Here is a 25113-nt window from a genome sequence, read left to right as displayed (position 1 = left end):
TCAGCATGACGGGTTCCCATGCAGGGGCGCATCTGCTTCTGTCGCCGGATGCAGGTGATTTCCTTCCATCTTGCCCGTGCCGACAATGGCGTGATCGGCGTCAACAACCAGCTGCCGTGGCGCCTGCCCGCCGATCTCAGACGCTTCAAGGCGCAGACCATGGGCAAGCCGATGATCATGGGGCGCAAGACCTTCGACAGCTTCCCCGCGCCCCTGCCCGGCCGGCGTCATATCGTGCTGACCCGTGATCGCGGCTGGCAGGCCGAAGGTGCCGAAGTCGCGCATTCGCCCGAGGAAGCGCTAGCGCTTGCCGGCCCCGGCGACGTCGCGGTGATCGGCGGAGCGGAAGTGTTCGCGCTGTTCACGCCCGACAGGATCGAGCTGACCGAAGTCCATGCCGCTCCGGAAGGGGACGCGCATGTCCCCGCTTTCGGGGTTGAATGGCGCGAGGTTGCGCGCGAGGATTTCCCGGAAGAAGCGGGGCGCCCTGCCTACAGCTTCGTGACGCTGGAGCGGACGGGATGAAGAAGAAGATCCTATGGGGCGTATTGATCGTCCTCGTGCTGGCCGCGGTCGGCTTTTTCGGCTTCGCCCCGGGGATCGTCGAAGGCAGCATGAACAAGGTGGTGCCGACGAAGCTCGCCAAGCCGAGCGACGCGGTGAAGACGCTCCACGCCTCGCTCCAGATCGCCGACATGCATGCCGACACGCTGATGTGGAACCGCAGCCTGCTCGAGCGCTCGAACACCGGCCAGGTCGACCTGCCCCGGCTGCTCGAAGGCAATGTCGCGCTCCAGGTCTTCTCCTCGGTCACCAAGACGCCGAAGCACCAGAATTACGACGCCAATTCGGGCGACACCGACAACATCACCCTGCTGACCATCGCCCAGCTCCAGCCACCCAAGACCTGGACCTCGCTGCTCGAGCGCTCGCTGTTCCATGCCCGAAAGCTCGATCGCGCCGCCGCCGGCTCGAACGGCAAGCTGCGGGTGATCCATAATCCGCAGGAGCTCGACCAGCTGCTCGCCGATCGCGCGGCAGGCAGGAAGGTCGTCGGCGGCATGCTCTCGATCGAGGGGCTGCAGGACCTGGAAGGCCAGATCGGCAATTTGGACAAGCTCCATGCCGCGGGCTTCCGCATGGCGGGCCTCGCGCATTTCTTCGACAATGACGTCGCCGGATCGATGCACGGGATGAAGAAGGGCGGGCTTACCCCGCTCGGCCGCCAGGTGCTCGCGCGGATGGAGCAGCTCGGCATGATCGTCGACATCGCCCATTCGAGCCACGAATCGGTCGCCGAGATTCTCAGGCTGGCGAAGCGCCCGGTCGTCTCCAGCCACGGCGGCGTGCAGGCGACCTGCAAGGTCAACCGCAACCTGACCGACGAAGAGATCAAGGGTGTCGCGCGCACCGGTGGCGTGGTCGGCATCGGCTATTGGGACGCGGCGGTGTGCGGCACCGAGCCGGCCAATGTCGTCCGCGCGATCCTGCATGTGCGCCAGCTGGTCGGCGTGGATCATGTCGGCCTGGGCTCGGATTTCGACGGCGCGGTGACTACCGGCTGGGATTCGTCGCAGCTTGTCGCGATCACCGGCGGGCTGCTCGATGCCGGCCTCTCCCCCGACGAGATCCGCAAGGTGATGGGCGGCAATGTCCTGCGCGTGATTCGCGCGGGGATCGTGCCGGGGAAGTGAAAACTCCTTCTCCCCTTGTGGGAAGAGGAATGGGCCCGCGAGGCGAAGCCGAGTGGGAAGGATGAGGGGGAGTGAGACGCACTCCCCTGCCCCCTCACCCTTCCGCCGACTGCGTCGGCTCCCTCCCTCTCCCACAAGGGGAGAGGGAGAGTAGGTCAGCATGTTGGCAGACCCAATCCCGCCCCCTATAGCCCGCCTGATGGAGCGGCTTGACGGCGGCTCGGCAGTCCCGCCCCGCTATCGGGGCGCGATCGTCGCGCTCGGCAATTTCGACGGATTTCACCTGGGGCATCAGGCGGTGGTGGGCCATGCGGTGGCGCGTGCGCGCGCCGAGGGGCGGCCGGCGATCGTCGGCACCTTCGATCCGCACCCCCAGCGCTATTTCCGCCCGGACAGCCCCTGGTTCCGCCTGACCACGATGGACCAGCGCCAGCGCCTGCTCGCCGAAGCCGGCGTCGATGCGATGCTGGTCTTTCCGTTCAACGCCGAGCTGGCGGCACTCAGCGCGCGCGGTTTTGCCGCGGAGCGGCTGGTCGAGCGGATCGGCGCCGGCGGCGTGGTCACCGGCGGCGACTTCACCTTTGGCAAGGGCCGCGAGGGCGATGTATCGACCCTCGCCGCGCTCGGCGCCGAACTCGGTTTCTCGGCCGAGACGGTGGCGCCGGTAAAGCTCGACGGCGAGACCGTCTCGTCGAGCCGCATCCGCGACCATCTCCGCGAAGGCCGGCCGGCCGAGGCCGCCCGGCTGCTCACCCGCCCCTTCGCGATCGAAGGCATTGTCCAGCACGGCGACCAGGTCGGCCGCACGCTCGGCTTCCCGACCGCGAACCTCAGCCTCGCTAACTATCTCCGCCCCGCCTATGGCATCTATGCGGTGCGCGGACGCCTGCCCGACGGGCGCGTGGTCGGCGGCGTCGCCAGCCTCGGCATCCGCCCGACCTTCGAGCCGCCGGTCGAGCTGCTCGAGCCCTATTTCTTCGATTTCTCGGGCGACCTCTACGGTCAGACCATCGAGGTCCAGCTGATCGACTATCTCCGCCCCGAGGCGAAGTTCGATTCGCTCGATGCCCTCAAGGCACAGATCGACGCCGACGCGGCAAAGGCACGGGAGCTGCTGGGCTAGCGCGAATCGCGCACCGCCAGCTGGTGCAGCCGGATCAGCCGGAAGCGCACGCGGTGCCATTTGCTGAGGTCGTCCCAGCGCGATTCGGCAGTGGCCGCGGCGATCTCCGTGTCGATCCGCGCCAGCCCCTCCGCCTCGGGTAGCAGCAGATAATGCCCGGCCAGATCGGCAATCTCGTCACCGCCTCCGGGCCCAGCGACGCTCTGGACCGGAATGTTCATGAAAAGGGGACTCGCGAACCCGCGCGGGGTTCCCCAAATTGGTGGTTAAGCGCACGCGCAACATCTGCTTTGCATGGAGCGCGGCTTCCTCTAATTCCCGCGCACTCATGAGCGACGAAAAAGACTACCGCGACACCGTCTTCCTTCCGAAGACCGAGTTCCCCATGAAGGCAGGCCTCGCCCAGAAGGAGCCTGCCATCCTCGATCGCTGGGCGAGGATCGGGCTGTACGACAAGCTGCGCACGCAGCGTGCCGGCCGCACCCGCTTCATCCTGCACGACGGCCCGCCCTATGCGAATGGCGACATTCACATGGGCCATGCGATGAACAAGGTCCTCAAGGACATCATCGTCCGCTCGCAGAGCCTGATGGGCAAGGACGCGCCCTATATCCCGGGCTGGGACTGCCACGGCCTGCCGATCGAGTGGAAGGTCGAGGAAGCCTACCGCGCCAAGAAGCTCAACAAGGATGAAGTCGATCCCGTCGCCTTCCGCGCCGAATGCCGCGCCTATGCCGAGAAATGGGTCGGCGTGCAGCGCGAGCAGTTCGAGCGGCTGGGTGTGATGGGCGACTGGACCAACCCGTATCTGACGATGAACTATGAGAGCGAGGCGATCATCGCCGGCGAGCTGCTCAAGTTCGCCGAGAGCGGCCAGCTCTATCGCGGCGCCAAGCCGGTGATGTGGTCGCCGGTCGAGAAGACCGCGCTGGCCGAGGCCGAAGTCGAATATGAGGACATCACCTCGACCCAGATCGATGTGGCGTTCGAGATCACCGAGGCGCCGAACGCCCCCGAGCTGGTCGGCGCGCATGCGGTAATCTGGACGACTACGCCGTGGACGATCCCGGTGAACCAGGCGCTCGCCTATGGGCCAGAGGTTGAGTACCTGCTCGTCAAGCGCAATGACGGATTCCAGTTCATTGTCGCGGCCGGCCCCGCAGACGCGTTGATGTATGACTGCCTTGCTCGTTTCTCCAAGGCCCTGCCGGCAGAAGAGCGCTCCTACGAGACTGTTACCCGCTTTTCGGGCTCACAGCTCGCAGGCGCCGTCGCGCGTCACCCGATGCACAAGCTCGGCGGCTTCTTCGCCAAGCCACGTCCGCTGCTCGCCGGCGACTTCGTCACCACCGATGCCGGTACCGGTCTCGTCCATATGGCGCCGGACCATGGCGAGGACGACTTCCTGCTCTGCAAGGCCAATGGCATCGATCCGGTGTTCGCGGTCGATGCGGCGGGCATGTACCGGCCGGACTGGCTGTGGCTCGGCGGCCAGGGATCGGTGATCAACAAGAAGTTCACCGCGTCGGACGGCCCGATCTGCACCGATCTGCGAGAGGCCGGCGCACTGCTCGCCGCCTCGGACGACTTCACCCACAGCTATCCGCATAGCTGGCGCTCCAAGGCCAAGGTGATCTTCCGCTGCACCCCGCAATGGTTCATCCCCATGGACCGCCCGAACGGCGCCACCCGCGACACGAGCTGGGACGACGAATCGCGCGAAGCGACCGCTTCGAACGGCGCCACTCTGCGCGGGATCGCGCTCGATGCGATCGAGAATACCCGCTGGGTGCCTGAAAAGGCGCAGAACCGCATCCGCGCGATGGTCGAGGGGCGCCCGGACTGGGTGATCAGCCGCCAGCGCGCCTGGGGCGTGCCGATCGCGCTCTATGTCCACCGCCAAACCGGCGAATATCTCCGCGATCCGGAGGTCAACGCCCGCATCCTCAATGCCTTCGAGACCGGCGGCGCGGATGCCTGGTTCCAGGCCGATCACCAGCAGCTGCTGGGCGAGAAGTATGATCTCGCGCACTATGAGGTGATCACCGACATTCTCGACGTCTGGTTCGATTCGGGCTCGACCCACAGCTTCGTGATCGAGGCGCGCTACGGCGCCGGCACCCGTGCGGACCTGTATCTCGAAGGTTCGGACCAGCATCGCGGCTGGTTCCAGTCGTCGCTGCTCGAAAGCTCGGGCACGCGCGGCCGGGCGCCCTATGACGCGGTGCTGACCCACGGCTTCGCGCTCGACGGCAATGGCCGCAAGATGTCCAAGTCGCTCGGCAATGTCGTCGATCCGCTCAAGATCATCGGCGAGAGCGGCGCGGACATCCTGCGCCTCTGGGTCGCGCAGACCGATTATTTCGAGGACGTCCGCATCGGCAAGGAAGTGCTTGCCGGCACCGGCGATGCGTATCGCAAGATCCGCAACACCTTCCGCTACCTGCTCGGCGCGCTCGACGGGTTCAGCGAGGCGGAGCGCCTGCCCGTGGCCGAAATGCCCGAGCTGGAGCGCTATATCCTGGCCAAGCTGGCTGAGCTCGATGCCGAGTTGCGCGGCGCTGCGGACGGCTTCGAGTTCAACCGCTACAGCCGCGCGCTGACGGACTTCATGAACGAAGACCTCTCGGCCTTCTTCTTCGATATCCGCAAGGACTGCCTCTATTGCGAGGCGGAGAGCTCGGCCAAGCGCCGTGCCTATCGCACCGTGCTCGACACGCTGTTCCACGCGCTGGTCCGCTACGCCGCGCCGATCCTCGCCTTCACGGCCGAGGAAGTGTGGCAGGCCCGCTTCCCGAGCGAGGACGAATCGGTCCACATGCTCGAATGGCCGGTGTTGCCGGAAGGTGCCTCGGTCGAGAGCGACTGGACCGCGATCCGCCAGCTCCGCCAGCAGGTGACCGAAGCGATCGAACCCTATCGCCGCGAGAAGCAGGTGCGCTCCAGCCTCGAGGCCGAAGTGACCGTGCCGGTGCTGCCGGCATCGGAAGCGGATCTCACCGAGCTGTTCATCGTCTCGAAGGTGAGCAAAGGTGATGCGGTCACGGTCGTGCCCACCCAGCGCCATAAATGCGGCCGCTGTTGGCGGCATCTCCCGGAAGTTGCGCAGGACGGCGCCTTGTGCGACCGCTGTGCCGGGGTGGTGGAATGAACGTGACTCGTGGAATCGGCTTCGCCGTGGCGGCCCTTGTTTTCGTCATCGATCAGGTGACGAAGCTGCTGGTCGTGCGCGCGCTCGGCGTCGACCTGGCGTTCGTCCAGACCCTGATCCAGCAGAAGCTCGGCCTGGACGGGCTCAACCATGTCCAGGAAGTGCTGCCGATCTTCGACCTGCGCTTCGTCGCCAATATCGGCGTGTCGCTCGGCCTGTTCGCCGCGAACAGCGATGCGACGCGCTGGATGCTGGTGGTGCTCACCGGCGCGATCGCCGCGGGCGTGATCTGGTGGATGTTCCGCGAGAAGAAGCTGCCCGATGTCTGCGCGCTCGGCATGGTGCTGGGCGGCGCGCTCGGCAACATCCTCGACCGGGCCCGGCTCGGCTTCGTCGTCGATTTCGCCGACCTGCATTTCGGGACATGGCGCCCGTTTTTGGTCTTCAACGTCGCCGATGCGGCGATTACCATCGGCGTGCTGATCCTGTTGATCCGCGCGCTCCTCGTGCGCGATAAGGCCGCAGGCGAAAGCCCGGCCGCTGTGGAGAATGAAGTCAATGCGTAAGACCGTTACCATCGTGAGCGCGATCGCGCTTGCGGCCTCGCTCTCCGCTTGCGGCAAGAAGGGTTATGACCGGGCGCGTCCCGACGAGTTCGCCGTCGCGCGCCAGGCGCCGCTGGTGATCCCGCCCGATTTCGCGCTGGTGCCGCCGCAGCCGGGCGCCCCGCGTCCGCAGGAAGGCAACCCGGCCAACCAGGCGCTCGACGCGATGTTCGGCGGCTCGGCAGCGCGCAGCCCCGGCGAGCAGGCAGTCATGGACCAGTCGGGCAGCACCGGCGCCGATGTCGGCGCGCGCTCGACCGCAGGCAGCCCGGGCACCAGCGTGGTCGACAAGGGCACCACCACCCGCGACATCGTCGCGGCGCCGGAAGGCGACGGCAAGGATGCCAAGGCCAGCACGCCGCAATAAGCGGCACTGCTCCTCAAGCGCACGAAACAAGAAAGGCCGGCCTGCATCCCCCTGCAGGCCGGCCTTTCCCTATGGCGGGGAGCGCCCGGGGCGCTCCCCTTCCCCCCAACCGAATTAGAAGGCGACGCTCACCGAGCCGAGGATGCCGCCCTTGGCCGCGTCCTTGCTGCTCGGCGTGATGAAGGTCGTGTCGGTGTCGACATAGTTCACACCGAAAGTGAGCGACTTGTAGGTGAAGGTCGCGCCCACGCCCCAGTCGGTATACTCGTCGGTCGGACCCGACAGCCAGCTCGGACCCCAGGTGTGGCCGAGATGGGCGGTGAGGCCGATCGGCGTCTTCGGGATCGCTACCGAAAGGTCGCCGGCCAGGTAGAAATTGTCTTCCTTCTTCAGGAGACCGGTCTGGCCCTGGTCGATCGCCAGCGCCTTCTGCTTCGGCGCATAGTTGCCGGTGACCTTCCCGGTGACCGGGCCGATCGCATAGGAGACCGAGGCATAGGGCTCGATGAAGTCCGAAGCGCTCTTGTCGCCGGTGAAGCCGGGACGCGTGCCCGGATAGACATAGTAGAGCGCGCCGACATCGACGGTGACGCCGCCGTCGAAGGCATGCTTGTAGCCGGCGATCAGGTCGAGTTCCTGATGGGCGGTGCCGTGCACGGTGACATAGTCATCGATCGACGAGCCCCAGGCCGAGACATAGAAGCCGGATGCGTGGCTGATGGTGATGCCGCCCTGCACGGCGAAATTGCCGTCGGTCTGCGAGATGCCGCGGAACTTGTAGTCGCTGACGACGGCGACGCTGCCGCTGATCGTCACGGCAGGTGCCGGATCGGTCTGATCCTGGGCCATCGCGGGGGTGGCTGCGACAGCTGCAGCAAGAGCGGCGAGGCTGATCATGGTGTAGCGCATGGAATACCCTTCCCGTTTATTCAAAAGGGTTCCCGCCTGCTGCGCCCGGTGCGGCGTCATGCGGCTCGAGAGCCTGCGCTGCTTGCGGGTACGCCCTGTTTCTAGACGGGCGCCGCTGCACCGCACAACATTAATTGCTGTTCCGTCACGGGATCGTGACGAACTGTTGCTGACCAGCAACAGGCGGCCGCGCGCACATGAAAAAGGCCCACCCGCGCAAGCGGGCAGGCCCTATGCCAAGCTACGGTAAAATCAGCGGATCTGGACGATCGCGTCCACTTCGACCGCCGCACCAAGCGGCAGGGTGGGCACGCCCACCGCGCTGCGGGCATGCTTGCCGGCATCGCCGAACAGCGCCTGCATCAGTTCCGAAGCGCCATTGGCGACCTTGGGCTGGTCGGTGAAATCGGCCGCCGAGTTCACGAACACGCCGAGCTTCACGATTCGCTCGACCCGCGAGATGTCACCGTCCAGATACTTCTGGATCTGCGCAACGAGCATCAGGGCACAGCGCTGCGCGGCTTCGGTACCGAATGCCAGGTCGCGGTCCTCGCCCAGCCGGCCGGCCATCAGCGCGCCGTCCTTGAAGGGAAGCTGGCCGGAGATATGGAGCAGGCCATTCGCCTCCACCACCGGCACATAGGCGGCAACCGGTGCCGCGGCTTCGGGAAGGGTGAGGCCAAGCTCTTCGAGCTTGCGGGCGACATGCGTGGTCATGCCCCTGCTCAACCACTCGCCGCGTCGGCGGTCAAGCCTGCGTCGAAGCGCGCTTCGATCCAGTCGCGTGCCACCAGCCAGTCGTCGATTCGGGCATGGGCGTGCGGCGCCGGCACGACGCTCGGCGCCAGGCTCGGCTCGGCGACCATGTGCAGGCGGAACACCTCGGGCGCATGCTTCGCCACCGATTCGTGGTGCACGGCAAGATCATCGACGAACACTGCGACGGTGGGCGCGAATTCCTCGATCAGCCGCGCGACGGGCGAGCCCTTGCCACCCTGGTTGCACTCCACCCGGTGCGCGATGCCATGAGTCGCCAGCTGGGCGATACGATGCTCACGGCAATGATCCTGGAGGTTGGTCAGCACCACGATATTGGCGCGCTCCGAAAGCGCGGCCAGCGCCTCGCGGGCATGCGGCACCAGCGTCTGGCGCTCCATCTCGGCGGGGAAGAAGCCGTCGAGCAGACCCCACATCTCCTCGCGCTGGATCACCGACGAATCGCTGCGCCGGCGCATCGAATTGGCGAAATCCGCGCCATCGGGCGTGAAGTCTATGTCATGCGTCTCCCCCAGCCAGGTGCCGAAATGGCGGACCATGTGGAGCAGGACTTCATCGCAATCGGTGATCAGCAGCGGTTTCATGCACGTTCCAGTATCGCCCGGGCGGCGACCAGTTGTTCGGGGCTTATTTCGAGTGCCTCGGCGCAGGCGACAAGGTCGGGCTCGTATGATTCGAGGAAGGACAGGGTGGCGGCGAGCACCACCGCGTCGCCGGCACGCGCGCGCAGGTCCGAAGGTTCGAGCCCGGTCAGGTCGAGCAGGCGCCGGGCCCGCGATTCGTCGCCCAGGGTCCAGACAAGTGCCTGCAGCGCCAGCGCTTCCGCATTTGTTTCCGCGCTCGCCATAGCCTACATCGCCCAAATTGGATCCTGGGGGTAGCGCGTGGCAAAAAGGGTGCTCGTTGTCGAGGACAACGAACTCAATCTGAAGCTGTTCTGCGACCTGCTGCGCGCGCACCAGTTCGAAGCCGAGCCGGTGCGCGACGGCCGCGAGGCGGTGACGCGCGCGCGCGAGTTCGATCCGCAGCTGGTGGTGATGGACATCCAGATGCCGCACATCACCGGCCTCGAGATCATCCAGCACATGAAGCGCGATTCGCAGCTGCGCGCCATCCCGATCATGGCGGTTACCGCCTATGCGGGGCGCGAGGACGAGGAGCGGATTCGCGCGGCGGGCGCCAACGCCTATGTTTCCAAGCCGATCAGCCTGGTGCGCTTCATGGAAGAAGTGCGCGCGCTGATGCCGGCCGAAGCGCCTGCAGCCCCCACAGCGCCGGAACCCGCGCCTGAAGCACCGGAAACGGGCACAGAAGAAGCCCCGCAGCCTAAGGGCCCGGGGCTTCTCTTCTGATCAATCCCCCGCGCGAAGCGGGGGCAAGGCAGGCTTGACGCCTGGCTTACTTGATCTTGGCTTCCTTGAACTCGACATGCTTGCGCACGACCGGGTCGTACTTGCGGAACGAGAACTTCTCGGTCTGGGTACGCGGATTCTTCTTCGTGACGTAGAAGAAACCCGTGTCCGCCGTGCTGACGAGCTTGATCTTGACAGTGGTCGGCTTGGCCATGACCCGTAACCCTTGAATCTTGTAAAAGAAAAGAGCGGCACGCTGAGCGCACCGCTGCCAGACGCGGGCACCTGTGCGATTCTCCATCAAAAGTCAAGGCTGGGTGCCCATCGCCGGATGCTTCACGCGGGTTTAACCCTGGCCCGCCACAATATCCGGCGAAAGGGAAGTGCCATGGAAGCTCTGGTCCCGGCCTTCCTGCTGGCCGCCATCACCCAGCTTTGCGACAAGCCGGCGTTGCTCACCGCGATTCTCTCCGATCGTTATGGGCGGCCACTCACCGTCGCGATCGCGGCGGGGCTCGCCCATGCGACCGGCAATTTCATCGCGGCGGGCGCCGCCACCTTCATGGCGCCGATGATGACGCCCAACGCCAAGTCCCTGCTGCTGGCCCTCGCGCTGATCTTCGGCGCACTGGGTGCGATCGGATCGGGCAAGACGCCGGACCGGCTTAGCAGCTGGAAGCTCGGCTCCTTCTTCACCGCGCTGCTGGGCGTGCTGATCCTGTCCTTCGGCGAGCGCACGCCCTTCTTCACCCTGGCGCTGTCGACCGGCGGCCAGCCCTGGTTCGCCGCGGCGGGCGCCTCGATCGCCAGCTTCGCGGTCGCCTTTGTCGCCGCAGTGCTCGGCGAGCGGGTCTGGCGCGACGCGCCGCTACGCTGGCTGCGCATCCTCAGCGGCATCGCCTTCCTGGTCGCCGGATGCTGGATCGGCGTGAACGCGCTCCGTTTGACCTGATCGATTTCTGAGATCGGCAAATTGCAAGTGCATCGCACGGAGCCGTCCCTATATCCCGTTCGTTGACCCTGCGAACCGATTATCCGGGAGGAAGATATGGCTGACACGAACGCGGCGCTCCGCACCCCCACCGACCTCAACCGCAACGACACCAGGAGTGTCGCCGATGCGCTGAACAGCGCGCTGGCGGACTGCTTCGCGCTCTATTTCAAGACCAAGAACTTCCATTGGCACGTGTCGGGCCCGCATTTCCGCGACTATCACCTGCTCCTCGATGACCAGGCAGCGCAGATCTACGGCATCACCGATGCGATCGCCGAGCGCGTGCGCAAGACCGGCAACATCACGCTGCGCTCGATCGGCGACATCGCGCGCCGCCAGACGCTGACCGACAATGATGCGGATTACGTCGCGCCCGGCGACATGCTCGCCGAGCTGCGCGAGGACAATCTCAAGCTGGTCGAGAGCTTCCGCGTGGTGAAGCAGGCTGCCGAAGATGCCGGCGACAATGCGACCAGCGGGATCGTCGACGAATGGACCGACCAGGCCGAGGAGCGCGCCTGGTTCCTGTTCGAGGCTTCGCGCAAGGGCTGATCGCCCAAGGCGGCAGAATCGGAAAGGGGCCGGACTCGCGAGAGGCCGGCCCCTTTTCACGTCACTTGACCTTGGCGAGATCCGTGTCGAGCTTGGCGAGCAGTTCGTCGGTGATCTTGCCTTCGGAGAAGGGCTGCACGGCGCGGAAGCTCATCGCCTTGAACTGGTCATAGGCCGGGTGCTTCTCGACATCGCCCAGGCCGTCGGCGACCAGCACCGCCTTGGCCGCTTCGTTGGCGAACAGCGTTTCGATCGGCGTGTCGGCGCTGAACTTGGCGGCAGCAACCGGCGCCGCGGCGGGTGCCGGGGTCGTCGCCGGTGCCGGCGCGGTCTGGGCAAAGGCAGCGGCAGGCGCGCAGGCAAGCGCGGCGGCAGTAAGGATAAGCTTCATTACGGGAGTCCCCTCCGGTGGTGGAGCGGTGAGCCTAACCCGCTTTTCGTGTCGGCGCCATTGCAACTGGCACGAGTGTAAGCAGCCATAGATCGGGCGGCGCGCCGATGCGCAGCGAAACCCCGCTCGCGCCGAGGCCACCGGTGACCACAACGGTCCGCGCGCCCTCGCGCACCAGCCCGCAGCGATAGCGCGTGCCGTAGCGGCTGACCGGCGGCGCGATATTGTGACCGAACACCACGCCCTGGCCGCAATGGGTATGCCCGGCAAGCAGCAGGCGCGCATCGGCGGGCAGGCCGGGCGCGATGTCGGGCGAGTGGGTGAGCAGCACGATCGGCTTGCCCAGCGCCCGTGCCGCCCGCAGCGTCGCCACTACATCGGCATGGCCCGAGAAATCATCGCTGACCCCACCCAGTGCGATCGGCCCGCGCAATGCCGCGTCATTCTCGAGCACGGTGATCCCGGCCCTGCCGAGCTGCTCGCGCACCGCCTGGGCTCCCGTCCAATAGTCGTGATTGCCAAGCACCGCGGTGACGCCCAGCGGCGCGCGCAGCTGGCGCAGCGGCGCGATCATCGCCGGTCCGAGCTTGGCGGCGCCTTCCGGATCGTGGCCGAAGATGAAATCGCCCGCGATCACCACCAGGTCCGGCTTCAGTGCATTCACCTGGCCGACGATTCGCGTCAGCCGCGCCGGGCCCATCGCGGCAGTGCCGATATGGATGTCGCTGAGCAGCACGATCTTCATCGGCCGCTCCAGCCCCGGCATCGCCACCTCGCCGCGGCGAACGATCGGATCGCGAGTCGCCTCGCGATACCCCCAGCCGGCCAGGAGGGCGATGAGCAGGGCAATGCCCGCTGCGATGCCTAGGAGAATGCGCATGCGAACATCGTAACGGGAGCGCATCGGCTGCGCTATGCGTTGGCGCATCATGCGCGCCTTTGCCGATCTTCTCGACAGCCTGATCTACACGCGCTCGCGCAACGCCAAGCTCAAGCTGATCGGCGACTATCTCCGCGCCACCCCCGATCCGGACCGCGGCTGGGCGATGGCGGCGCTTACCGGCACGCTCGACCTGCCCGCGGTGAAGCCCGCCCTGCTCCGCGCGCTGATCGAGGCGCGGGTCGATCCGGTGCTCTATGCGATGAGCCGCGACTTCGTCGGCGATTCGGCCGAGACGATCGCCTTGCTCTGGCCCGAGCCGGTGCCCCCGCCCGAGGATAGCGCACCACTCACCGTCTCCCAGGTGATCGCCACGCTCGGGAGCATCTCGAAGTCCGACGCTCCCGCAGCCCTCGCCGCGATGCTCGACCGGCTGGAGGCGGACGAACGCTTCGCCCTGCTCAAGCTCGCCACCGGCGCGCTGCGCGTCGGCATCTCCGCGCGGCTCGCCAAGACCGCGCTCGCCCAGGCCTTCGGACTGGACGTCGATGCGGTGGAGGAAGTCTGGCACGGCCTGACCCCGCCCTATCAAACGCTGTTCGACTGGGCCGAGGGGCGCGGCGAACAGCCGACCACGCGCAACGTGCCGGTGTTCCGCCCCTTCATGCTCGCCCATCCGCTCGAGGCCGAGAGCGTCGATCTGGCCGACTATGCCGCCGAGTGGAAATGGGACGGCATCCGCGTCCAGCTCGTCCATGTCGCCGGCGAGACCCGGCTCTACAGCCGCGCCGGCGACGACATCACCCACAGCTTCCCCGAAGTCGCCGCCAGCTTCGCCACGCCCGGCGTGCTCGACGGCGAATTGCTGGTGAAGGGCGAGTTCCAGGGCGGCGAAGCAGCCAGCTTCAACGCCCTCCAGCAGCGCCTCGGCCGCAAGGCGGTGAGCGCCAGGACGCTCGCCGACTATCCCGCCTTCGTCCGCCTCTACGACATCCTGTTCGATGGCGACGAGGACCTGCGCGAGCTTCCCTGGAGCGCGCGCCGCACCCGGCTCGAAGCCTTCGTCCCTCGTCTCGATCCCGAGCGCTTCGATCTTTCCGCGGTGATCGAGGCCGCGGACTTCGCCGCGCTGGAGGAGATTCGCGCCGGCGCCCGCGATGCCGCCATCGAAGGGGTGATGCTCAAGCGCCGCACATCGCCCTATGTCGCCGGGCGCCGCGCCGGGCTCTGGTACAAATGGAAGCGCGATCCGCTGATCGCCGATTGCGTGCTGATGTATGCCCAGCGCGGCTCGGGCAAGCGCAGCAGCTTCTATTCCGACTATACTTTCGGCGCCTGGACGCCGGAAGGCGAGCTGCTGCCCGTGGGGAAAGCCTATTTCGGCTTCACCGACGAGGAGCTGAAATGGCTCGATCGCCATGTGCGCAACCACACGGTCAACCGCTTCGGCCCGGTGCGCGAGACCGACAAGAGCCTCGTCCTCGAAGTCGCCTTCGATTCGATCCACGAATCGAAGCGGCACAAGTCCGGCCTGGCGATGCGCTTCCCCCGGATCAGCCGGATCCGCAACGACAAGCCCGCCAGCGAAGCAGATACGATCGAGACGTTGCGCAAGCTCGCCACCTGAGCCAGTCTCGCGGCATGGGGGAAGAGCAACGCATCGCGCCCGTGCCGCTGATCGTCGCCGTTCTGGCGGGGCCGGCGATCGCGTCGCTGCTGCCGGGCATCTTCGCCGCCGGATCGAACGCGGGTGACAGCTTCCTGCGCATCTGGGGCACGCTCGCGCTGTTCGGGGTCTGCTATGCCGCGATCGTCGGCGTGCCGCTTGCGCTGCTGCTCCTGCGCGACCCCGCCTTGCCCTGGCGCCGCTGGTTCGGCACCGGCCTGCTCGCCGGGCTGGTGACCGCCGCGCTGGTGCTGGGCTGGACCGCATTGTCGAGCGCGCGGCATCTGGTCGCCGGGCAATGGTCCGAAGTGCAGGTGCTCACCTTGTGGATCGTCGTGCCGCTGGTGCTGCTCTCGGCGATCGTTTCGCGAATCACCCTCGCTTTGTGGCTGGGCCGCCGCCAGATCGAATTGTGAGCCCCGAATTCCTCGCCCCGGCGATGATGATCGCCTCGGGTTCGATCCACGCGGTGGTCAACGCCATCCTCAAGGGCGGCAAGGACAAGATGACCGGCCGCGCGATCATCGACGGATCGAGCGCGCTGATCCTGCTGCCCGCCACCTTGCTGGTGCCGCTGCCGCACGGCGCCTGGGGCTGGCTCGGCCTCAGCGCCGCGATCCATTGCCTCTATCTCTACGCGGTCGTCCGCGCCTTCGAGGCCAGCGACTTCTCCGCCGCCTATCCGGTGATGCGCGGCGCCGCGCCGATGCTCACCGCCGCACTGGCGATCCTGGTCTTCGGCGAAGCCGTGCCGATGCGCGAGGCGCTGGGTATCGCGGTGATCGGCGGCGCGGTCGCCACGCTGGTGATCGGTCGTCACCTGGGCCGGGCCGGGCTCGGCTGGGCATTGCTCACCGCCGCGATGATCGGCTGCTACACCGTGGCCGACGCCCATGGCGTGCGCGCCGCGCCCCGGCCGGTCAGCTATATCGTCTGGTCCTTCGTGCTTTCCGGCGCGGCGATCGTCACCATGTTCGGCCTGGTATCGCGCGGCCGGATCTTCGCCGCTGCGCTGGCCCAGTGGAAGCCGGGCACCGCGGCGGGCGCGCTGTCGATCCTGACCTACGGCCTGGCGCTCAACGCCTTCGCGCTCGGCGCCGTCGCCCCGCTCGCCGCACTGCGCGAGACCGGCATGATCACCGCGCTGGTGATCGCTGTGGTCTTCCTGGGCGAAAAGGTGACGCTGGTCCGCGCACTCAGCGTCACCGGGATCCTGGCCGGCGCGGCGCTGATCCTGACCGCCTAGCCCCTGGGCGAAGGCGTGCTCGTCCCGTCCGCCCGCTCGATCGTCACGCCGGTTACGCCGCCCTCACCCGTGAAGCGCACGCGGGTGCGCGGATCGCCGTCCAGCGTGAACAGGTCGCCGCCCAGCGGGACCAGCACCGACTTGGGGCCACCGTCGCGCTGCCAGGTGAGTGCGCCATTCTCCAGCGCCACGGTGCGCGGCCCATAGCGTCCGGCATAGGCGGCAAGCGCCCGCGCCGGCGTCACCGGGGCCAGCCGCGCGCCATAGAGCGCCGCCGTCCATTCGAGCTCGGTCTTCTGCGGCCCCTGCGCTTTCGCGGCGAGCGTCAGTGCGGCTTCCTGCTGCGCCCGGTCCAGCGCCTTTTCGACCGGCACGGCGATCTTCGGCGCCACGCCCGTACCTTCCCAATTGCCGCCGCCCGGCAGCTCGGGGTAGCCGACCGAGACGCTGATCAGATAGCCGCCCGGCACCGCGAAGAACTCGTTGCGATAGGCGGCCCCGGCAGTGGGCGCGCCGATCAGCGTGCCGAAGCCGAGTCGCGCGACGTGGCTGACGAACTCCTCCGCCGCCGACGCGGCGCGACCGCTGGTCAGCACATAGAGCGGCAGGTTGAGCTGCCCGCCGGGAACCGCTTCGCTCGTCGAAGTGGTCGGCGCCTCGCTCCGCATATGGAAGGTCACCAGCTTGGTGCCGGCGGGCACGAAATAGCTGGTCAGCCGGCGCACCGCCTCGGGGCTGCCGCCGCCATTGCCGCGCAGGTCGAGGATCGCGGCATCGCCATCGCGCAGGAACGCCATCGCCGCATCGATCGCCGCCTTGCTCTCGTCGCCGGTCCAGCCGAACCCGTCATAGCGGACATAGCGGACATTGCCGGGCAACAGCTTCATCTCGGTGATGCCGTGATTGCCGCGACGCAGCAGCGCCTTGAAGAAAGGCGTGTTCTCGATCTCGTCGTCCTGGCTGCCGCGCTTGGCGATTTCCGCCGAAGCGCGCGGATCGAAGGACAGCCCCAGATGCTTGTCGGCGGCGACGGCGAACATATCCTCGTTGATCCGGCGGGTCAGCTCACCCGGATCCTCGACATTGTAGCGACCCGACTTGAGCCCCTTGGCGAGCGCGGCATCGAGCGGGGCACGCTTGGCGGCGAGCACATAGTTCTCGGCGATCGCCTTGCGAATGCCGGCGACGATCTCGGCCGTGCCGGCCCTGGGCGCGGCAACCGGGGCCGGGCCGGGGCCCTGCTGCGCCTGGGCGACGACGGAAAGACCGGCCGAGAGAGCCAGCGCCGTGACGAATGCGATCTTCATGGGTCACCCCCCGACTGTGTTACTTGACCAACACTCTATGATCCGAACCCCGGGCGCGTGGCGCGCAATTTCGCCTGCCTGCTTGCCAAAATCTGGCATAGTAGCGGCGATGACCAATGACGACATGGACCTGCGCATCCTCGCGCTGCTGCAAGAGGATGCACTGATGACGGCGGACCTGCTCGCCGAACGGCTGCCGCTGTCGCCCAGCGCAATCGCCCGAAGGATCCGGCGCATGCGCGGCGACGGCACGATCGCCGCGGACGTCTCGATCGTCTCCGAGGAGGTCGGCCCGTTCCTGTCGGCGCTGGTCCATGTCCAGTTCGATCGGCATTCGCTCGACGCGCTGCAAGGCTTCCAGCGCCGGCTGATCGCCAGCCCGCACGTCCAGCTCGTCGCCGAAGTGACCGGCAGCTTCGACCTGGTGCTGGTGGTGAGCGCCCGCGACATGGATGCGTTCAACGCGCTGGTCGATTCGCTGCTCGGCAATGATCCGGTGGTGCGTCGCTACGAGACCAGCTTCTTCAAGCGCCGCCGCAAGTTCACCCCCGCGCTGCCCTTGCACGAGCTGCTTGGGGACTAGGCTCGCCGGCTAGGAGAAGTGATACCAGTAGATCCCTTCGCCTACCGCCCGGTAGCCGGACCTGCGCCCGGGGAGCCTGGCAGGATCGCGCGGGACCCAATAGCCCCAGCTGTCGTCGAAATAGACCTTCACGGGGATGTCCACACCGTCTTCATCGATCCGCACCCATTCGGGCCGGAGCGACCCGATCGTACGCGGCCAGTGCGATTCGGGGACTCGCGACGATGCATCGACGTGCGGATTGGCCATGAGCGCCCGTGCCTCGGCACGAATCGCGGCCAGCGTCGCGGGATCCTGCGCGGGGTTCGGGCGGCACCCTGGCAACACCAGCACCGCGACGCAGATCACCGCCTGCGCGCGCATCCGTCCGAACACCATGCGCCTCCCCCCAAAAGCAAAAGGGCCGGACGTTTCCGCCCGGCCCCTTCGTTTGTCTGCCTGAAGGCTGACCTCAGCCCTGCGGCGTGAGGTTCACCGCGGCATACTTGCCGCGGCGATCGACTTCGAGTTCGAACTCAAGACGGTCGCCTTCGTTGAGCGTCGGCATGCCGGCACGCTCGACGGCCGAGATGTGCACGAACGCGTCCGGCTGGCCATCATCGCGCTGGATGAAGCCGAAGCCCTTCATGGCGTTGAAGAACTTGACCGTACCGGTCGCCTTCTCGCCAGTCAGCTGACGCTGCGGGCCACCACGGTCGCCGCCGCCGAAGCCGCCACGATCGCCGCGATCTTCACGCGGTGCGCGCTCTTCGACCGGCATCGGCTCGCCGTCGATCTTCAGTTCGGTAGCCGAGATACGGCCGCCGCGATCGACAAGCGTGAAGCCAAGCGGCTGGCCTTCGGCCAGGCCGGTGAGGCCTGCCTGCTCGACCGCCGAAATGTGCACGAAGACGTCTTCGCCGCCATCATCGCGAACGACGAAGCCGAAGCCCTTCTGCGCGTTGAAGAACTTAACGACACCGGTGCCTTCGCCGATGACCTGCGGGGGCATACGGTTGCCGCCGCCGAAGCCGCCGCCACCACCGCCGCCGAAGCCGCCACCGCCGCCGCCGCGGTAACCACCGCCACCGCCGCCGCCGCCGAAGCCGCCACCGCCGCCGCGGTAACCACCGCCGCCACCGCCACCGAATCGGTCACCGCCGCCGAAACCGCCGCGATCCTCGAAACCGCCGCCGAAGCTGCTGCCGCCACCAAAATCATCGCCGCCGAAGCCATCACGCTTGTCGCGGCCACGTCCGCCGCGATCCCCACGGCGCCCTCTATCGAAACTCATGCCCTGTTCGTCTTCCCGGTTCGCCCACAAATCAAATCAAAAGCCAAGCGCCGGACGAAAAACGCAGGTCTTCCAGCGCAAAAACTTGCGCCATGGAATCGGCCATAGCCCAAAATCGTACAGCGAGCGAACGAAATTCGACTTGAAATGGCCGAACTATCGTTAATCGCAGCGCTTGCGCCACATTCCGTCGCAGGGCAGAGCTGTTCGCCATGGACGCGATCACCGAATTGCTCGCCAGTCCGGCCGCCTGGGCCGCGCTCGTCACCCTTGTCGTGATGGAGGTGGTGCTCGGCATCGACAACCTGATCTTCATCTCGATTCTCTCGAACAAATTGCCCGAGGAACAGCGTCAGCGCGCCCGCCGGGTGGGCATCTCGCTTGCCCTGGTCATGCGGCTTGCGCTGCTCACCGCGATCAGCTGGATCATCAGCCTGAAGAACACCGTGTTCAGCCTGGGGCTGACCGGCCCGCTCGACGCGCATGGCCTGCCCAGCTTCGAGACCGATTTCTCCTGGAAGGACCTGATCCTGCTCGCCGGCGGCCTGTTCCTGATGTGGAAGGCGACGACCGAGATCCATCATTCGGTCGACGCCGATGCGCCGGGCGAGGCGGACCAGCTGCTCGACAAGAAGAAGGTCGCCTCGATCACCTTCACGGCCGCGATCGTCCAGATCCTGCTGCTCGACATCGTCTTCTCGGTCGATTCGATCCTGACCGCGGTCGGCATGACCGAGCATGTCGAGATCATGTACGTCGCGGTGATCGCCGCGGTGGCGGTGATGCTGATCGCCGCCGATCCGCTGGCCAACTTCATCAACCGCAATCCCAGCGTCGTGATGCTGGCGCTCGGCTTCCTGCTGATGATCGGCATGGTGCTGATCGGCGAAGCGTTCGGGGCGCATATCCCCAAGGGCTATATCTATACCGCCATGGCCTTTTCGGCGGGTGTCGAGGGGCTCAATATCTGGGCGCGCACCAACCGCGCGCGCAGGCAGGCGGCGAAGCATGCACCTCCGGCCATTGAGCCCGGCGGCGAACAGGGCTAGGCGACCCGGATGACTGTGCATTTCCACGAAGAAGATATCCCCGAGGGCCTGTTCGCGCCGGGCGCCTCGATCGCCGTCGACACCGAGACGATGGGGCTGATCACGCCGCGCGACCGGCTGTGCGTCGTCCAGCTGTCCGACGGTTCCGGCGACGAGCATCTCGTCCGCTTCGGCCCGCGCTCCAGCTATGACGCGCCGAACCTGCGCATGCTGCTCGCCGATCCCGAGCGGCTGAAGCTCTATCATTTCGCCCGGTTCGACCTGGCGGCGATCCGCTTCTACCTCGGCGTCATCGCCGGGCCGGTCTATTGCACCAAGACCGCCTCGCGCCTGGTGCGCACCTATACCGATCGCCACGGCCTCAAGGAGCTGGTCCGCGAGCTGGTCGGCGTCGAGGTGTCGAAGCAGCAGCAGAGCTCGGACTGGGGCGGCCCCGAACTTTCCGAGGCGCAGCGTGAATACGCAGCGTCCGACGTGCGTTACCTGCACGCCATGAAGGAAGAACTCGACAAGCGCCTCGAACGCGAAGGCCGAACCGACCTCGCCCAGGCGTGTTTCGAATTCCTCCCCTGGCGCGCCGAACTCGACCTGGCCGGCTGGCCCGAAACCGACATCTTCGCGCATATCTGATGTCCGAGGTCGCCGCCCGGCTGAAATCTCAGAAGCGCGGCTGGGCGCATCCCGGCAGCGCGCACGACCGCGTCGTGCGCCTGTCGCTGATCTTCCTGCCCGTCGGCATCGGCGTGCTGTCGGCCTTCCTGATCCTCGCGCCGCTGCTCACCAAGGGCGATGTGAGCTTCGTGCTCGACAAGAACAAGGTCGACATGGCCACCGAGCGGCTCCGCCTCGAATCGGCCGTGTATCGCGGTGAGGATTCGAAGGGCCAGGCGTTCCGGCTCAATGCGGGCTCGGCGATCCAGAAGAGTTCAGCCGAGCCGATCGTGCAGCTGCGCGACCTGAACGCGGAGATCAACCTGCCCGAGGGTCCGGCGACCCTCAAGGCGGATCGGGGCCACTACGATCTCGACAAGGAACAGGTGTCGTCCGACGGGCCGATCAAGTTCCAGACGACCGACGGCTATGTCCTCGACACCACCAACGCCACCGTCGACCTGAAGACCCGCAAGATGGAAAGCGGCGGCGCAGTAACCGGCAAGACGCCGACCGGCGTGTTCAGCGCCAACAAGCTGACTGCCGACTTGGAAAACCGCACCATCTCCCTAGATGGCAATGCACGCTTGCGGATTACCCCCAAGCGCGCGAATAGGCGCTAGAACATGATCCGTGCGACTGCCCTGCTTCCGATCGGCTTCACGCTGGCATTGCTTGCCGCGTCGCCCGCGGCTGCGCAGCAGCGGCACGACAGCAACGCGCCGATCGATTTCGACGCCCAGCATATCGAGCTGCAGGACAAGGCCAACCGGGTCATCCTGTCGGGCGGCGTGCGCATCAAGCAGGCGGAGATGACGCTCACCGGCGCGCGGGTCACCCTCGCCTATACCGGCCAGATCACCGATGGCTCGCCCGAAGTGTCGCGGCTCGACGCCTCGGGCGGTGTCACCATCACCCGGCCCGACCAGAGCGCGACCGGCCAATATGCCGTCTATGACGTCAACAAGCGGATCATCACCATGGTCGGCGGCGTCACGCTCAAGCAGGGGCCGAACAACGTCTCGGGCGGTCGCCTGGTCATCAACCTCGACACCGGCCGGGCGACGATCGACGGATCGGGCGTCGGCGGATCGAGCGGCGCCTCCGGCACGCCGGGCGTGCAGAGCCGCGGCGGCCGCGTGACCGGCCGCTTCTCGGTGCCCAAGCGCGCCGGCAGCGCCACCACCGCCCCCGCACCTTCCGCCACCCCGGCTCCGAAACAGTAATCGCCCTTTTTCCACGGCACGCCGCTCGGGGCTTCCCTTCCCCGCCGTCTTCATGCAGGAATCCTGCCAAACGGCTGCGGGAAACCCGTCGGTAACGCGCACCGTCCATACAGGAACCACGTATGACCGACGTCGCCACCCTCGAAACGCCCGTCGCCGATCCGGCGCCACTGCCCGACAAGGGGCTTGCGGTCGTCTCGATCGCCAAGTCGTACGACAAGCGCGTGGTGCTGACGGACGTGTCGGTCTCGGTAGGCCGCGGCGAGGTCGTAGGCCTGCTCGGCCCCAATGGCGCCGGCAAGACCACCTGCTTCTATTCGGTGATGGGCCTGGTGAAGCCCGACAGCGGCCGCATCATGCTCGATGGCGAGGACATCACCCGCCTGCCGATGTATCGCCGCGCGATCCTCGGCCTGGGCTATCTGCCGCAGGAAACCTCGATCTTCCGCGGGCTCAGCGTCGAGGGCAACATCTCCGCGGTGCTCGAGCTGGCCGAGCCCGACAAGGCGGCGCGCAAGCGCAGGCTGGACGAGCTTCTCGACGAATTCGGTCTTACCCGGCTGCGCGCCGCGCCGGCGATGGCGCTGTCGGGCGGCGAGCGCCGCCGCGCCGAGATCGCCCGGGCGCTGGCCGCCGATCCGACGATCATCCTGCTCGACGAGCCGTTCGCCGGCATCGATCCGCTTTCGATCTCGGACATTCGCGACCTGATCATCCAGCTCAAGCAGCGCGGCATCGGCGTGCTGATCACCGATCACAATGTCCGCGAGACGCTCGACATCGTCGACCGCGGCTACATCATCTATGATGGCCGGGTACTGTTCGCCGGCTCCCCGGGCGATCTCGTCCGCGACGAGAATGTCCGCCGCCTCTATCTTGGCGAGAGCTTCGAGCTCTAATCGCCGATGAGTCTCGCGCCTCGCCTCGATCTGCGCCAGTCGCAATCGCTGGTGATGACGCCGCAGCTCCAGCAGGCGATCAAGCTGCTGGCACTGTCCAACCTCGAAATCGAGACGTTCATCGCCGAGGAGCTGGAGAAGAACCCGCTGCTCGAAAGCAGCGGTACCGGCAATGACGAGCGTGACAATGAACCGGCCGATGCGCCCGAGCCCGATGGCGATTTCCAGGAACGCGACGGCCCGGCCGATGCCAGCGAGCTGATCGCCGGCGGCGGCGAGGCGGCGGGCGAGGCCGCGCTCGACGTGGATTTCGCCGCCGAAACCTTCCACCACGACAGCGGCAGCGACACGCTGGGCGGCGCGGGGATGGACGGCAGCCTGGGTCTCACCGGCGCGAGCGGCGGCGGCGCGCCCGAGGACGGGCCGGACTTCGACAATCTCGGCAGCGCCGACCTCAGCCTCGCCGATCACCTGATGGCGCAGGCGGGCGCCAGTGTGGACGGCCGCGACCTGTTCATCGCCGCGCACCTGATCGACCAGATCGACGAGGCGGGCTATCTCACCGCGCCCTTGCTCGACATCGCCAACCGGCTGAACGTGCCGCTTGCTCGGGTCGAGGGCGTGCTGGCGACGATCCAGACCTTCGACCCCACCGGCGTTGGCGCGCGCAACCTCGCCGAGTGCCTAGCGCTGCAGGCGAAGGAAGCAGATCGCTACGACCCCTGCATGGCACGGCTGATCGACAATCTCGATCTCGTCGCGCGCGGCGACCTGCCTCGCCTCAAGCGCATCTGCGACGTCGATGACGAGGACCTGGCGGACATGATCCGCGAGCTGCGCAACTATGACCCCAAGCCCGGCTGCCGCTATGGCGGCGAACCCACGCTCGCGGTTACCCCGGACATCTTCGTCGCGCGCCGCGGCATGGGCTGGGCGGTCGAGATCAACGCCGCGACCCTGCCCCGCCTGCTGGTCAACCGCGCCTATTACACCGAAGTCTCCGCCGGCCCGCAGGACAAGGCGAGCAAGGCCTGGCTGTCCGACATGCTGGTCAGCGCCAACTGGCTGGTGAAGGCGCTCGACCAGCGCCAGCGCACGATCATCAAGGTTGCATCCGAGATCGTGAAGCAGCAGGAAGCCTTTTTCCTCAAGGGCGTCGCGCATCTCAAGCCGATGACGCTGCGCCAGGTCGCCGAGGCGATCGAGATGCACGAATCGACGGTCAGCCGCGTCACCTCGAACAAATATCTCAGCTGCGCGCGCGGGCTGTTCGAGCTCAAATACTTCTTCACCTCGGCGATCCAGTCGTCCGAGGGCGGCGACGCGGTGTCGGCCGAAGCGGTGAAGAACGCGATCCGCACGCTGATCCAGGCGGAGGATCCCAAGAAGATCCTGTCCGACGACACGCTGGTCGAGTTGCTCAACGCCAAGGGCTTCGACATTGCCCGGCGCACGGTCGCGAAATATCGCGAGGCGATGGGGATCGGCAGCTCGGTGCAGCGCCGCCGGCAAAAGGCATTGGAGGGCGTGGGTTGATTCGATTCCTGTGGTTGGTGCTCGCGTTGCTCATGCCGATGGCGGTACAGGCGCAGGACAGGCTCGTCGTGATGAGCTTCAACGTCCGCCTCCCCGCCCCTTCGGACGGCGCGAACATCTGGGAAAAGCGCCGCGACCTGTTCGTCGGGACTATCGCCGCGGCAGCGCCCGACGTGATCGGCACGCAGGAGCTGTTCAAGCTCCAGGGCGATTATCTGGTCGAGCGCCTGCCCGGCTATAGCTGGTTCGGGATCGATCGCCGCGGCGGCCATGCCGACGAGCATATGGGCGTCTTCTATCGCCGCGACCGGCTCAAGCTGATCGAGCATGGCGATTTCTGGCTGTCGGACACGCCCGAGGTGCCGGCCAGCATCAGCTGGGGCAATCTCTATCCGCGCATGGTCACCTGGGGCCTGTTCGAGACCCGGGCCGGCAAGCGATTCTACCTGCTAAACACCCATTTCCCCTATCGCGCCGAGGACGAGGCGGCCCGCGAGAAATGCTCGCGGCTGCTTCAGGCACGGATCGCCGCCCTGCCCAAGGGCGTGCCGGTGGTGCTCACCGGCGACTTCAACACCGTCCCCGAATCGACCTCGCACGCGCTGCTCGGCGAGACGCTGGCCGATGCCCGCGGCGCCGTCGCCAGGCCGGTCGGCCCGGAAGCAACCTTCCACGCCTTCAAGGGCGTGCCCGATCGCCGGATCGACTGGATCTTCACCCGCGGCTTCACCGTGCGCGGCTATCGCACGATAGATACCCACAACGGCCCGCTCTATCCCTCGGATCACTATCCGGTGGTCGCGACGTTCGGATGGTCGAAGCCGGCCCGGCGCTAGGGAAGGTGCGCCTTAGGATTTTGGTAGGTGGATAACGCTATCGCAG

30 protein-coding genes and 1 pseudogene are annotated in these 25113 nt (G+C 66.8%); 20 read left to right on the top strand and 11 right to left on the bottom strand.

What is annotated here, in order from left to right:
• The first annotated feature begins 54 nt into the window (after positions 1 to 54).
• From O3305_RS17185 to O3305_RS17175, 3 genes are all read left to right on the top strand, one after another.
• On the top strand, positions 55 to 525 hold the full coding sequence (locus O3305_RS17185; RefSeq protein ID WP_269576550.1) for a dihydrofolate reductase: 471 nt from the start codon (positions 55 to 57) through the stop codon (positions 523 to 525).
• Positions 522 to 1694: a dipeptidase gene (locus O3305_RS17180; protein WP_269573617.1), complete on the top strand. Its 1173-nt coding sequence runs from the start codon at positions 522 to 524 to the stop codon at positions 1692 to 1694. Before O3305_RS17185 ends, O3305_RS17180 begins: the two co-directional genes overlap by 4 nt.
• Before the next feature lie 199 nt (positions 1695 to 1893).
• Positions 1894 to 2817: a bifunctional riboflavin kinase/FAD synthetase gene (locus O3305_RS17175; RefSeq protein WP_269573616.1), complete on the top strand. Its 924-nt coding sequence runs from the start codon at positions 1894 to 1896 to the stop codon at positions 2815 to 2817.
• Here the strand turns inward: O3305_RS17175 and O3305_RS17170 are convergent.
• A complete protein-coding gene (locus O3305_RS17170) occupies positions 2814 to 3038 on the bottom strand; it encodes a hypothetical protein (protein WP_269573615.1) in 225 nt (74 codons plus the stop codon). The two genes, O3305_RS17175 and O3305_RS17170, sit on opposite strands and share 4 nt — an antisense overlap.
• A gap of 107 nt (positions 3039 to 3145) precedes the next feature.
• On the opposite strand from O3305_RS17170, the gene ileS reads away from it, so the two are divergent.
• From ileS to O3305_RS17155, 3 genes are read left to right on the top strand one after another with little or no spacing between them, the layout of a single operon-like run.
• A complete protein-coding gene (gene ileS, locus O3305_RS17165) occupies positions 3146 to 5968 on the top strand; it encodes an isoleucine--tRNA ligase (protein WP_269573614.1) in 2823 nt (940 codons plus the stop codon).
• Positions 5965 to 6534, top strand: a complete 570-nt coding sequence (lspA, locus tag O3305_RS17160; protein ID WP_342251563.1) for a signal peptidase II — start codon at positions 5965 to 5967, stop codon at positions 6532 to 6534. The genes ileS and lspA overlap by 4 nt, the downstream gene beginning before the upstream one ends.
• Positions 6527 to 6940 (top strand): DUF3035 domain-containing protein, encoded by a 414-nt coding sequence (locus O3305_RS17155; RefSeq protein WP_184162338.1) that lies wholly within the window; start codon positions 6527 to 6529, stop codon positions 6938 to 6940. Before lspA ends, O3305_RS17155 begins: the two co-directional genes overlap by 8 nt.
• A gap of 114 nt (positions 6941 to 7054) precedes the next feature.
• On the opposite strand, the gene O3305_RS17150 is transcribed toward O3305_RS17155, so the two are convergent.
• From O3305_RS17150 to O3305_RS17135, 4 genes are all read right to left on the bottom strand, one after another.
• A complete protein-coding gene (locus O3305_RS17150; protein ID WP_184162341.1) occupies positions 7055 to 7849 on the bottom strand; it encodes a TorF family putative porin in 795 nt (264 codons plus the stop codon).
• A gap of 252 nt (positions 7850 to 8101) precedes the next feature.
• On the bottom strand, positions 8102 to 8566 hold the full coding sequence (locus O3305_RS17145) for a RidA family protein (protein WP_269573612.1): 465 nt from the start codon (positions 8564 to 8566) through the stop codon (positions 8102 to 8104).
• Between the two features lie 8 nt (positions 8567 to 8574).
• Positions 8575 to 9210 carry an HAD family hydrolase gene (locus O3305_RS17140; RefSeq protein WP_269573611.1) on the bottom strand — a complete coding sequence of 212 codons (636 nt, stop codon included), beginning with the start codon at positions 9208 to 9210 and terminating at the stop codon, positions 8575 to 8577.
• Positions 9207 to 9473: a DUF3572 domain-containing protein gene (locus O3305_RS17135; RefSeq protein WP_184162350.1), complete on the bottom strand. Its 267-nt coding sequence runs from the start codon at positions 9471 to 9473 to the stop codon at positions 9207 to 9209. The genes O3305_RS17140 and O3305_RS17135 overlap by 4 nt, the downstream gene beginning before the upstream one ends.
• 37 nt (positions 9474 to 9510) lie before the next feature.
• Here O3305_RS17135 and O3305_RS17130 point away from each other — a divergent pair.
• Positions 9511 to 9870 (top strand): annotated as a pseudogene (locus tag O3305_RS17130) (response regulator); the annotation flags it as partial.
• Between the two features lie 154 nt (positions 9871 to 10024).
• Here the strand turns inward: O3305_RS17130 and rpmG are convergent.
• Positions 10025 to 10192 (bottom strand): 50S ribosomal protein L33, encoded by a 168-nt coding sequence (gene rpmG, locus O3305_RS17125; protein WP_025560997.1) that lies wholly within the window; start codon positions 10190 to 10192, stop codon positions 10025 to 10027.
• Positions 10193 to 10366: 174 nt separating this feature from the next.
• Here rpmG and O3305_RS17120 point away from each other — a divergent pair, with 174 nt between their 5' ends.
• Together O3305_RS17120 and O3305_RS17115 are read left to right on the top strand one after the other, a co-directional pair.
• Entirely contained in the window at positions 10367 to 10930 is a 564-nt protein-coding gene (locus tag O3305_RS17120; RefSeq protein WP_269573610.1) for a TMEM165/GDT1 family protein, read from the top strand.
• A 96-nt stretch (positions 10931 to 11026) separates the two neighbouring features.
• The gene (locus O3305_RS17115; RefSeq protein ID WP_184162360.1) at positions 11027 to 11524 is read left to right on the top strand and encodes a Dps family protein; all 498 of its coding nucleotides are present in this window, start codon (positions 11027 to 11029) and stop codon (positions 11522 to 11524) included.
• A gap of 61 nt (positions 11525 to 11585) precedes the next feature.
• Here O3305_RS17115 and O3305_RS17110 read toward each other — a convergent pair whose 3' ends face one another.
• Positions 11586 to 11915, bottom strand: a complete 330-nt coding sequence (locus O3305_RS17110) for a hypothetical protein (RefSeq protein WP_269573609.1) — start codon at positions 11913 to 11915, stop codon at positions 11586 to 11588.
• 34 nt (positions 11916 to 11949) lie between these two features.
• A complete protein-coding gene (locus O3305_RS17105) occupies positions 11950 to 12795 on the bottom strand; it encodes a metallophosphoesterase (protein WP_269573608.1) in 846 nt (281 codons plus the stop codon).
• Positions 12796 to 12844: 49 nt separating this feature from the next.
• Between O3305_RS17105 and O3305_RS17100 the strand changes: the two genes are divergently transcribed.
• The 3 genes from O3305_RS17100 to O3305_RS17090 are packed head-to-tail and all read left to right on the top strand — an operon-like array spanning position 12845 to position 15707.
• A complete protein-coding gene (locus O3305_RS17100) occupies positions 12845 to 14422 on the top strand; it encodes a cisplatin damage response ATP-dependent DNA ligase (protein WP_269576549.1) in 1578 nt (525 codons plus the stop codon).
• A gap of 14 nt (positions 14423 to 14436) precedes the next feature.
• Positions 14437 to 14877, top strand: a complete 441-nt coding sequence (locus O3305_RS17095; RefSeq protein ID WP_269573607.1) for a hypothetical protein — start codon at positions 14437 to 14439, stop codon at positions 14875 to 14877.
• Positions 14874 to 15707, top strand: a complete 834-nt coding sequence (locus O3305_RS17090; RefSeq protein ID WP_269573606.1) for an EamA family transporter — start codon at positions 14874 to 14876, stop codon at positions 15705 to 15707. Before O3305_RS17095 ends, O3305_RS17090 begins: the two co-directional genes overlap by 4 nt.
• Here the strand turns inward: O3305_RS17090 and O3305_RS17085 are convergent.
• Positions 15704 to 17014, bottom strand: coding sequence for a S41 family peptidase (locus O3305_RS17085; protein ID WP_269573605.1), 1311 nt, complete (start codon positions 17012 to 17014; stop codon positions 15704 to 15706). The genes O3305_RS17090 and O3305_RS17085 overlap by 4 nt on opposite strands.
• 109 nt (positions 17015 to 17123) lie before the next feature.
• On the opposite strand from O3305_RS17085, the gene O3305_RS17080 reads away from it, so the two are divergent.
• On the top strand, positions 17124 to 17597 hold the full coding sequence (locus tag O3305_RS17080) for an Lrp/AsnC family transcriptional regulator (RefSeq protein ID WP_269573604.1): 474 nt from the start codon (positions 17124 to 17126) through the stop codon (positions 17595 to 17597).
• 9 nt (positions 17598 to 17606) lie between these two features.
• Here O3305_RS17080 and O3305_RS17075 read toward each other — a convergent pair whose 3' ends face one another.
• Entirely contained in the window at positions 17607 to 17975 is a 369-nt protein-coding gene (locus O3305_RS17075; RefSeq protein ID WP_269573603.1) for a hypothetical protein, read from the bottom strand.
• A gap of 73 nt (positions 17976 to 18048) precedes the next feature.
• Positions 18049 to 18870, bottom strand: coding sequence for a cold-shock protein (locus tag O3305_RS17070; RefSeq protein ID WP_269573602.1), 822 nt, complete (start codon positions 18868 to 18870; stop codon positions 18049 to 18051).
• A 212-nt stretch (positions 18871 to 19082) separates the two neighbouring features.
• Between O3305_RS17070 and O3305_RS17065 the strand changes: the two genes are divergently transcribed.
• From O3305_RS17065 to O3305_RS17035, 7 genes are all read left to right on the top strand, one after another.
• On the top strand, positions 19083 to 19919 hold the full coding sequence (locus O3305_RS17065; RefSeq protein ID WP_269573601.1) for a TerC family protein: 837 nt from the start codon (positions 19083 to 19085) through the stop codon (positions 19917 to 19919).
• 9 nt (positions 19920 to 19928) lie between these two features.
• Complete coding sequence (locus tag O3305_RS17060; RefSeq protein WP_184162382.1) at positions 19929 to 20549, top strand: ribonuclease D; 621 nt, start codon at positions 19929 to 19931, stop codon at positions 20547 to 20549.
• Positions 20549 to 21193: an LPS export ABC transporter periplasmic protein LptC gene (lptC, locus tag O3305_RS17055; protein WP_269573600.1), complete on the top strand. Its 645-nt coding sequence runs from the start codon at positions 20549 to 20551 to the stop codon at positions 21191 to 21193. The genes O3305_RS17060 and lptC overlap by 1 nt, the downstream gene beginning before the upstream one ends.
• Before the next feature lie 3 nt (positions 21194 to 21196).
• Complete coding sequence (locus tag O3305_RS17050; protein WP_269573599.1) at positions 21197 to 21796, top strand: LptA/OstA family protein; 600 nt, start codon at positions 21197 to 21199, stop codon at positions 21794 to 21796.
• A gap of 122 nt (positions 21797 to 21918) precedes the next feature.
• Positions 21919 to 22695, top strand: a complete 777-nt coding sequence (gene lptB, locus O3305_RS17045) for an LPS export ABC transporter ATP-binding protein (RefSeq protein ID WP_269573598.1) — start codon at positions 21919 to 21921, stop codon at positions 22693 to 22695.
• A gap of 6 nt (positions 22696 to 22701) precedes the next feature.
• Positions 22702 to 24231, top strand: a complete 1530-nt coding sequence (rpoN, locus tag O3305_RS17040; RefSeq protein WP_269573597.1) for an RNA polymerase factor sigma-54 — start codon at positions 22702 to 22704, stop codon at positions 24229 to 24231.
• 17 nt (positions 24232 to 24248) lie between these two features.
• Entirely contained in the window at positions 24249 to 25067 is an 819-nt protein-coding gene (locus O3305_RS17035) for an endonuclease/exonuclease/phosphatase family protein (RefSeq protein WP_269573596.1), read from the top strand.
• Positions 25068 to 25113: the final 46 nt, after the last annotated feature.

The organism is Sphingomonas sp. NIBR02145 (assembly GCF_027359115.1).
GTDB classification, from domain to species: domain Bacteria; phylum Pseudomonadota; class Alphaproteobacteria; order Sphingomonadales; family Sphingomonadaceae; genus Sphingomonas; species Sphingomonas kyeonggiensis_A.
Note: the sequence above shows the minus strand (reverse complement) of the source record. Positions and strands in the feature narration are given on the sequence as shown.

What these genes read in the sequence shown, in the direction of transcription:
- O3305_RS17180 (WP_269573617.1), top strand. Translation starts at nt 522, where the DNA reads ATGAAGAAGAAGATCCTATGGGGCGTATTGATCGTCCTCGTGCTGGCC.
- O3305_RS17120 (WP_269573610.1), top strand. Translation starts at nt 10,367, where the DNA reads ATGGAAGCTCTGGTCCCGGCCTTCCTGCTGGCCGCCATCACCCAGCTT.
- lptC (WP_269573600.1), top strand. Translation starts at nt 20,549, where the DNA reads ATGTCCGAGGTCGCCGCCCGGCTGAAATCTCAGAAGCGCGGCTGGGCG.
- ileS (WP_269573614.1), top strand. Translation starts at nt 3,146, where the DNA reads ATGAGCGACGAAAAAGACTACCGCGACACCGTCTTCCTTCCGAAGACC.
- O3305_RS17115 (WP_184162360.1), top strand. Translation starts at nt 11,027, where the DNA reads ATGGCTGACACGAACGCGGCGCTCCGCACCCCCACCGACCTCAACCGC.
- O3305_RS17060 (WP_184162382.1), top strand. Translation starts at nt 19,929, where the DNA reads ATGACTGTGCATTTCCACGAAGAAGATATCCCCGAGGGCCTGTTCGCG.
- O3305_RS17080 (WP_269573604.1), top strand. Translation starts at nt 17,124, where the DNA reads ATGACCAATGACGACATGGACCTGCGCATCCTCGCGCTGCTGCAAGAG.
- O3305_RS17175 (WP_269573616.1), top strand. Translation starts at nt 1,894, where the DNA reads ATGGAGCGGCTTGACGGCGGCTCGGCAGTCCCGCCCCGCTATCGGGGC.
- O3305_RS17050 (WP_269573599.1), top strand. Translation starts at nt 21,197, where the DNA reads ATGATCCGTGCGACTGCCCTGCTTCCGATCGGCTTCACGCTGGCATTG.
- O3305_RS17110 (WP_269573609.1), bottom strand. Translation starts at nt 11,915, where the DNA reads ATGAAGCTTATCCTTACTGCCGCCGCGCTTGCCTGCGCGCCTGCCGCT.
- lspA (WP_342251563.1), top strand. Translation starts at nt 5,965, where the DNA reads ATGAACGTGACTCGTGGAATCGGCTTCGCCGTGGCGGCCCTTGTTTTC.
- O3305_RS17155 (WP_184162338.1), top strand. Translation starts at nt 6,527, where the DNA reads ATGCGTAAGACCGTTACCATCGTGAGCGCGATCGCGCTTGCGGCCTCG.
- O3305_RS17150 (WP_184162341.1), bottom strand. Translation starts at nt 7,849, where the DNA reads ATGCGCTACACCATGATCAGCCTCGCCGCTCTTGCTGCAGCTGTCGCA.
- O3305_RS17070 (WP_269573602.1), bottom strand. Translation starts at nt 18,870, where the DNA reads ATGAGTTTCGATAGAGGGCGCCGTGGGGATCGCGGCGGACGTGGCCGC.
- O3305_RS17170 (WP_269573615.1), bottom strand. Translation starts at nt 3,038, where the DNA reads ATGAACATTCCGGTCCAGAGCGTCGCTGGGCCCGGAGGCGGTGACGAG.
- O3305_RS17085 (WP_269573605.1), bottom strand. Translation starts at nt 17,014, where the DNA reads ATGAAGATCGCATTCGTCACGGCGCTGGCTCTCTCGGCCGGTCTTTCC.
- O3305_RS17105 (WP_269573608.1), bottom strand. Translation starts at nt 12,795, where the DNA reads ATGCGCATTCTCCTAGGCATCGCAGCGGGCATTGCCCTGCTCATCGCC.
- O3305_RS17140 (WP_269573611.1), bottom strand. Translation starts at nt 9,210, where the DNA reads ATGAAACCGCTGCTGATCACCGATTGCGATGAAGTCCTGCTCCACATG.
- O3305_RS17145 (WP_269573612.1), bottom strand. Translation starts at nt 8,566, where the DNA reads ATGACCACGCATGTCGCCCGCAAGCTCGAAGAGCTTGGCCTCACCCTT.
- O3305_RS17135 (WP_184162350.1), bottom strand. Translation starts at nt 9,473, where the DNA reads ATGGCGAGCGCGGAAACAAATGCGGAAGCGCTGGCGCTGCAGGCACTT.
- lptB (WP_269573598.1), top strand. Translation starts at nt 21,919, where the DNA reads ATGACCGACGTCGCCACCCTCGAAACGCCCGTCGCCGATCCGGCGCCA.
- rpmG (WP_025560997.1), bottom strand. Translation starts at nt 10,192, where the DNA reads ATGGCCAAGCCGACCACTGTCAAGATCAAGCTCGTCAGCACGGCGGAC.
- O3305_RS17065 (WP_269573601.1), top strand. Translation starts at nt 19,083, where the DNA reads ATGGACGCGATCACCGAATTGCTCGCCAGTCCGGCCGCCTGGGCCGCG.
- O3305_RS17095 (WP_269573607.1), top strand. Translation starts at nt 14,437, where the DNA reads ATGGGGGAAGAGCAACGCATCGCGCCCGTGCCGCTGATCGTCGCCGTT.
- O3305_RS17100 (WP_269576549.1), top strand. Translation starts at nt 12,845, where the DNA reads ATGCGCGCCTTTGCCGATCTTCTCGACAGCCTGATCTACACGCGCTCG.
- O3305_RS17075 (WP_269573603.1), bottom strand. Translation starts at nt 17,975, where the DNA reads ATGGTGTTCGGACGGATGCGCGCGCAGGCGGTGATCTGCGTCGCGGTG.
- rpoN (WP_269573597.1), top strand. Translation starts at nt 22,702, where the DNA reads ATGAGTCTCGCGCCTCGCCTCGATCTGCGCCAGTCGCAATCGCTGGTG.